Genomic DNA, 7,149 nt, shown 5'->3' with positions numbered 1-7,149 from the left:
GGAGCCGAAGCCGCCACGAAGTTCACGATGTCGCCGAGGGTGCGCAACTCAGCAAGCTGCTCCGGACCGGCATCCACACCGCCCGGGAACCGCTCCTGAAGTTCGCCCATGATCTCAACACGCTTGATCGAGTCGATCCCGAGATCGGCCTCGATGTCCATGCCCAGATCCAGCATCTCCGCCGGATAACCCGTCTTCGCCGCCACGACGTCCAGCAGAGCAGCCTCGACCGCGCTCGCCGCAGGACCGGCAGAAGCCGCAGGCGCAGCAGCAGCGGGCGCCGGAGCGGACGCGGCCGGAGCCGGTGCGGGCGCCACCACCGGAGCCGGAGCGGGAGCAGGGGCCGTCTTAACAGCCAGGGCGACCGGCGCCGGGGTAGCGGCCGGAGCGGAGACAACCGGCTTAGGGGCGGCCGGAGCCGCCACCGCTGCGGCGACGGGAATCGGGGCCGGGGCGGGCGTCGGAGCCGCTGCCGGAGCCGGGGCGATGGGCGCGGGAGCAGCGACCAAGGCAGGCGCCGGAGCCGGGGCGAGCTGCGCCGGAGCAGCGGCAGGCAGCGCGGCGGGAGCGGCTGCCACGATCGGGGCATTGGCGGACGCCGGTGCGGCCGAAACCTCGACGGTGCCGGTGATCTGCGTCCGGGAGGGGATCGGCGATGCGGACACCCGCACGATCGGCGCGGCGCCCAGCTCGATGCCGGCCAGGTCGCGCAGGACCTCGTTGGCGCGCAGGTGGGTGCGGCTGATCGCGATCGCGTGGTCCTTTACCACGGTCACGCCCTCGATCACGTCCTCGAGCCGTCCCTGCTCCTCGGCCCGCTCCAGCAGCTCGACCAGCCGCTGCGCGCTTTCGAGCTGGCCCTCGAGGTAGTCCTCGTGCAGCTGCAGGTGGTCCGCGATCAGATCGGTCAGCCGGTCGTCATAGGGCTGAGCCGCGGGCTCGGGCTCGCTCCCGGCGTTCATGGATCCCTCCTGCGGGATGTTGACGGAGGCCCGCGGGATCGGTGCGGGCGCGGCGGTCACGACCGCCGGAGGTTGCGGCGTCGGCAGCGCTGACGGCGCGACGGGTGCGGCGGGTGCGGCGGCCACCGGCTTAGGGGCGGGCGTCGGCACCGGTGCAGCGGCGACGGGCCTTGGAGCGAGCGCCGCCGGTGCGGCGGGCGTAGCAGCGATCAGCGCCGGGGCGGGTGCCGGAGCAGTAGGCGCCGGGGCCGTCTTAACAGCCACAGCGGTCGGAGCAGGAGCAACGACCGGTGCCGGGGCGGGCACCACCGATGCGGCGGGCGCAGCAACGACCGGTGCCGATACCAGTGCTGCTGCCGGGACGGGCACTGCCGCGGGAGCCGGCTTCGGGACCCGGTAGCCGTTCTCGATCGCGTTCCGGTACGCGGCCTTGCGCGAGTCGGAGACGTGGTTGATGCCGTTGAGCAGGACCGCCATCCCCTTTGTGGGAGGGGCAACCTGCTCCGGGGCCACGTAACGGTCGGTCAGGGCGAGCGGCAGGCCGAGCACGGCCAGCTGCGCCACGCCCCGCTTGAGCGCCGTGTCCGCGTCGCGTCCCGGCCCGGCGTCGAGCTGGACCGCGGTGTGCGCGCGGGCGCCGAGGATGCTGTGCACCAGGCTGGTGAGCACGCCCTTGGGCCCGAACTCGACGAACGTCCGGATGCCGGCGGCGTACATCTCCTCGACCCGGTCGGCGAAGTTCACCGGGTTGATCAGCTGCTCGGTCAGTACCCTGCGATTGTTGGCGAGGTCCGCGCTGTAGGCCGCACCCGGGGTGTTGGCGTACACCGGGGCGCCGGGCTGCCGGATCTGCACCGCGTTGACGTGGCCGCGGAAGGCCTCGACCGCGTGCCCGACGAAGGGTGTGTGGAAGGCGGCCGACACCGGCAGCCGGGTGGCCTTCACGCCTGCTGCCTTTGCTGCCGCGACCAGCGCGTCCACGGCCGCGGTGGCGCCCCCGACAACGATCTGGTCGGCGGCGTTCCGGTTGCACACGACCAGACCCGGGTGCGCGGCCAGCAGTTCGGCGACCCGCTGCTCGGGCGCGTTCACCGCCGCCATGGTCCCGGTGTCGGAGTTCGCGTCGGCGGGCGGAGCCATGGCCGCACCGCGTGCGCGGGCCAGCGCGAAGTAGTCGTCGTCGGCCAGGGCGCCCGACGCCCACAGCGCGGTCAGTTCACCGAAGCTGTGGCCGAGGTAGCCGTCCGCAGCGAAGCCGAGCTCGCGCAGATAAGAGAACTGACCCGCGGACAGCGCGCCGATCGCGGGCTGCGCGTATTCGGTCCGGCGCAGCGACTCCTCCTGCGCGTTGCGCGCCGCCGCGTCGAACACCGGCGGCGGGAAGGCGACTCGGGACAGCGGCGTGGCCCCGGCGAACTGCCGGTTCGCCCGGTCGAAGGCGGACCGCAACGGCGGAAGGGCGAGCACCGCCGCCGCGCCGAGGTTGACGTACTGGCTGCCCTGTCCGGCGAACAGCGCGCCGATCTTGCCCATATCGCCCGCAGCGCTGCGGAAGTAGACACCCTTCGGGTGCGCCCACGATGTCGCGCTCGGGTTCGCCTTCAGCTCCTGAGCGGCCAGGTCGCGAAGTTCGGCAGCTTCCTCGGCCGTGCGTGCCGCGAAAGCGACCCGCGCGTGGTCGGCCGGAGCCGGCTCGGTCGCCGGAGCCGTGCCGTCGGCCAGTTGGGCGGCCAGCGCCGCCTGGTCCGGCGCGTGCCACAGCTGGACCTTCGCCACCGGGAACAGGACCTGCAGGTCGTCGCCGTCGCCGTGCTCCTGCATCACGATGTGGAAGTTGGTGCCGCCGAAGCCGAAGGAGGAGCACGCCGCGCGGCGCTCTTCCCGGTTGGGGTCCCGGATCCACGGCCGCGACTCGCTGTTGACGTAGAACGGGCTGTTGGCGAAGTCGACCGCGGGGTTCGGCTCGTCCACGTTGATGGTCGGCGGCAGCAGCTTGTGGTGCAGCGCGAGCGACAGCTTGATCAGCCCGGCCGCGCCGGCCGCCGCCTTCGTGTGCCCGATCTGCGACTTCACGCTGCCGATCGCGGCGTAGTTCTTGGCCGAGGTGGACTCGGACACCACCGCCGCGAGCGCGGACAGCTCCGTCGCGTCGCCGACCGCCGTGCCGGTGCCGTGCGCCTCGAACAGCTCGACCGTCTCGGGCGAGCAGTCGGCGTCCTCGTACGCGCGGCGCAGCGCGACCATCTGCCCTTCCTTGCGGGGGGCGTAGATGGACTTGAACCGGCCGTCGCTGGACGTGCCGATGCCGCGGATCACCGCGTAGATCTGGTTGCCGTCGCGTTCGGCGTCGGCGAGCCGGCGCAGCGCCAGCATGCCGATGCCCTCGCCGATCAGCGTCCCGTCGGCGTCCTTGTCGAACGGCCGGATCCGGCCGGTCTTGGAGAACGCCGGGGTCTTGCTGAAGCACAGGAACATGAAGATCGTGTTCTCGGCGTCGCAGCCACCCGCGATCATCGTGTCGGACCGGCCCTCGAGCAGCTCGCTGACCGCCGCCTTGACCGCGCCGAGCGAGCTGGCGCAGGCCGCGTCGATCGTCATGTTGGTGCCGCCGAGGTCGAGCCGGTTGGCGACCCGGCCGGCGACCACGTTGCCGAGCATGCCGGGGAAGGAGTTCTCCTCCCACGGCGCGAACGCCAGCTTGAACTTCTCCGCGATCTGCTCCGCGTCCTCGTCCGACAGCCCGCAGCTGCGCACGACCTCCTTGAGCACGGGGGTCTGCAGGCGGGCGGACAGCGGCTGGGTGAGCTGGTTGGCGCCGGTGACCCCGAGGATTACACCGGTGCGCGAGGCGTCGTACCATGGCCGGTCGGCGTTGGCGTCGCGCAGCACGTCGCGCGCGACGACCAGGCTCAGCAGCTGCAGCACGTCGGTGACGTCGAGCTGGTTCGGCGGCAGGCCGAACTCCAGCGGGTTGAAGGGCACCGGCGGAATGAAGCCGCCCCGCTTGGAGTACGTCTTGTCCGGCGCGTGCGGGTCGGGATCGTAGTGCTCTGAGACATCCCAGTGGGTCGCGGGGACGTCCTCGATGCAGTCGGCCGCCGCGACCACGTTGCCCCAGAACTCACGCAGGTCCCGGGACCTGGGGTAGAGCGCGGACAGCCCGACGATGGCGATGGGATCGCGGGCGAGCCTTCTGTCGAGGTCAGATTGCTGCGAAGCGTTCACGTCGGGGCTCTCTCAATCGGTGGGGCGGGCAAGCGCGGCCCGACTCGGGCGAGGACGGCCTAGGGGCGGGTTCCCGCCGGGGCGGGATTCAGGACGCCCGCGATCTGGGCGGTGGCGTCCGGCCGGGTGAGCATCGTGTAGTGGTCGCCCGGGCAGCGGCGCAGGCTCAGGCCGTGGGCCGCGAGCGGCTCCCAGCCGAGCGTGGGGTCGTCCGGGATCAGGCCGCGCTCCGCGCTGATGAGCGTCAGCGGGAGGACGGCGGGTCGGGCCTGGTACGGGTCGGTGAGCCGGTTGTTGCGCAGCAGCCCGTCCACGTAGGTGCTGTAGAGCTTGCGCAGACCGGGCGGCGCGGTGTCTGCCGGCAGCGCCCCCGCGGCGATCGCGGCCTCGAGCACGAGCGCGAGCCCGTTCTCGGTGTCGCAGCCGAAGAGCCGGTTGTAGTCGAGCGGGATCGCGCGGTTCCGCTTGGCGCCCAGATACATGGCGAACCAGTCGAGCAGGAGGTCCGGCTGCAACGCGTCGTCAGGCTGCTTGTACGCCTCGGTCGGCGCGATGCTGTCCAGCAGCACGAGCCGCTCGGGGCGCAGGCCCGGGTCGAGCTGCTCGACCATCGCGTGCGCCACGACGCCGCCGAACGACCAGCCGGCCAGCACGACCGGGCCGTCCTCGTGCGCGTTCTCCAGGTGCCCGCGCAGCTGGTCGGCCAGTTCTTCCAGCGTCGCCTCGGCCCGGCCGCCGGTGAGGGCGGCCTCCCAGTACTCGGGCAGCGCGCCGAGGTCGAGCACGGTCAGGCCCAGACCGCCGGACATCGCGGCAGCGATGCCGCCGCGATGCACATCGGCCGGCAGCGCGCCGGGGTGGACGAGGTAAGCCATGCCGTGGCCTGGCTCCGCGGGCTTGAGGCACTGCGCCGCGGAAGGCTTCTTCCTAAGCTGAGGTGGCACGCTGCGCGCACTCCTCAGCGATGTATGCGGCCAGCTCCTTGATGGTGGGGTGGTACCACAGGGCCGTGGTCCCCAGTTCAAAGCCGAGCCAGCTCTCCATCTCGCCGGCGAGGATCAGCGCCTCGGTCGAGTCGAGGTCCAGCTCGTCGAAGTACTGCTCGGGGGTCACCTGGCCGGGCTCCACACCGAGCCGGCCGGCGATCTTCTCGATCAGCCACTGTTCGGCCTCGGTCGCCGTCACTACCGCCATTGTCGCGTCCTTTCCCTGATCACAGTCCTGGCTCGGACCTGTGCTTGATTCCCGTCGGCCGGCGTGGCCGCCGCGACGGGCGCGGTCCGGGCGACTCTCGGGGAGCGCCGGGCGACCCCGGGATGCGCCGGCGTACCGGGCGTCGGAAGCAGGGCACTGATCAGGGTCCCCGCGGCTGCCGGGTCCCCGGCCCCGAAACGATGCGCACGCCGAGGTCCGCCGCCTCGTGCCGGTCGGCACACCGCCGCGCCGCTCAAAAGAGCGGAGGGCAGGGTGTCGCACGGCGTTCCAGCGGCGCATCTCATGCTTGGTGTGCGGGCCAGTGCGCCGCTTGCGCGCGCCCAAAGCCCTGTCACTGCAGGGTCTGAGGAGGCGCACGGCGGGGTCGCACCACACCTCGCGCGGCGGCGAATTCCCAGGCCGCGGGGCCGCGGCGGATGATCCACCGGCCCGCCGCGCACGGGTCGCGGCGAGCCGCCCGACTGTCCACACATTGTCAACCGGGTTGATTCGGCGGCAAAACTCTTGTATACGGACGCATATCATCTCGGCCCTCGGCGCAAGCCCTGCTTAAGCAGACGAACCGAGGCTGACGGCAAATCGCCTGGACGCCCGCGTGCGCCGGCTCCGACGCATGAAGCGGCGCCCCGGCGGGGTCGCACCGGGGCGGATGCCGGATCGGTGCGCCGACCGGGGAAGGGCACGGGATGGCAATGGAAGACTTCGACGACTTCCTCGCGCTGGTGCGGGACGAACTCGGCCTGCCGGTGGAGTCGGACGACGCGGGCGTGCGGCTGGACCAGATCCCCGGGTGGGACTCGGTCCAGCTGCTGTGGCTCGTCAGCGCGGTGGAGCGGATCGCCGGTCGTCGGCTGTCCCTGCCGGACGTGCTCGCGGCGTCCAGCCTCGAGGGGATCTACCGTCTGGCCGCGGCGTCGTGAGCGCGCGCACCGCCCCGATCGCCCGGCAGCGCCGGCACACCCTCGCGTTCCTGGAGGAGATCCGGTCCGTCTCCCCGGTCTTCCTGAGTACGGATGTGGACATGACCCGGGTGACCGGGCACCGTGCAGCCATGCTCGCGCAGGGGCGCAGGTATTCGCTGGTCAGCTACGTCCTATACGCCGCCGCCCGCGTCGTGCACGAGCATCCAGAGGCGAACAGCGCGCTGGTCGGCAAGTTGCGCCCCCGGCTCGTGCAGTCGCCGTCCGCGCACGGAAAGCTCACCCTCGACAAGACGCTGGACGGCCACCGCATCGTGCTGACCGCGGTCCTGCCCGATCTGCAGCGCGCGAGCCTCGACGAGATCCAGCAGTCGGTCGACCAGTACCGCACGCTCGACCCCGCCGTCGCCGCTCAGTTCGCGCCGGTGCGCGCGCTACACCGGCTGCCGCGCGCGATCGGCCGCCTGGCGTTTCGCGCCGCGGCCCGGTCGGCGGGCCGTCGCACCTCGGTGTTCGGGACCTTCGCGGTGACGTCGCTGGGACACGGCGCGGTCGACGACTTCTACTCGGTCGGCGGCACCACCGTCACTCTCGGAGTCGGCCGGTGTACGGATCGGCCGGTGGTGCGCGGCGGGCAGATCCAGGTGGCGCCGGTCCTGAGGCTGAGCCTGACGTTCGACCACCGGGTCATCGACGGCGCGGAGGCGGCCGACGTGCTCGGCGACCTCGTGGCCCAGCTCGAAGGGTTCTCCGGTGCGTCGCCGTCGCCCGACCACCCGATCGCCCGGGTCGCCGCCGAGGAGCGGGCAGCGGGGTGACCGGCGCGC

5 protein-coding genes are annotated in these 7,149 nt (G+C 72.3%); 2 read left to right on the top strand and 3 right to left on the bottom strand.

Translation table 11 applies throughout. From position 1 onward, the window contains the following. The 3 genes from VGZ32_RS13320 to VGZ32_RS13310 form a co-directional block, all read right to left on the bottom strand. Positions 1–4,187 (bottom strand): beta-ketoacyl synthase N-terminal-like domain-containing protein (locus VGZ32_RS13320; RefSeq protein ID WP_326886301.1); only part of this gene is annotated, 4,187 nt, incomplete at its 3' end. Between the two features lie 59 nt (positions 4,188–4,246). Continuing rightward, complete coding sequence (locus tag VGZ32_RS13315) at positions 4,247–5,062, bottom strand: alpha/beta fold hydrolase (RefSeq protein WP_326886300.1); 816 nt, start codon at positions 5,060–5,062, stop codon at positions 4,247–4,249. A 52-nt stretch (positions 5,063–5,114) separates the two neighbouring features. After that, positions 5,115–5,381 carry an acyl carrier protein gene (locus tag VGZ32_RS13310; RefSeq protein WP_326886299.1) on the bottom strand — a complete coding sequence of 89 codons (267 nt, stop codon included), beginning with the start codon at positions 5,379–5,381 and terminating at the stop codon, positions 5,115–5,117. A 707-nt stretch (positions 5,382–6,088) separates the two neighbouring features. On the opposite strand from VGZ32_RS13310, the gene VGZ32_RS13305 reads away from it, so the two are divergent. Both VGZ32_RS13305 and VGZ32_RS13300 read left to right on the top strand, forming a co-directional pair. Then, positions 6,089–6,322 carry a hypothetical protein gene (locus VGZ32_RS13305; protein ID WP_326886298.1) on the top strand — a complete coding sequence of 78 codons (234 nt, stop codon included), beginning with the start codon at positions 6,089–6,091 and terminating at the stop codon, positions 6,320–6,322. Then, positions 6,319–7,140: a 2-oxo acid dehydrogenase subunit E2 gene (locus tag VGZ32_RS13300; RefSeq protein WP_326886297.1), complete on the top strand. Its 822-nt coding sequence runs from the start codon at positions 6,319–6,321 to the stop codon at positions 7,138–7,140. The genes VGZ32_RS13305 and VGZ32_RS13300 overlap by 4 nt, the downstream gene beginning before the upstream one ends. Positions 7,141–7,149 lie beyond the last annotated feature (9 nt).

Origin of the sequence: Actinocrinis sp. (assembly GCF_035938995.1) — a bacterium.
Taxonomy (GTDB): Bacteria; Actinomycetota; Actinomycetes; order Streptomycetales; family Catenulisporaceae; genus DASZGI01.
This window is presented reverse-complemented; position numbering and strand designations above follow the sequence as displayed.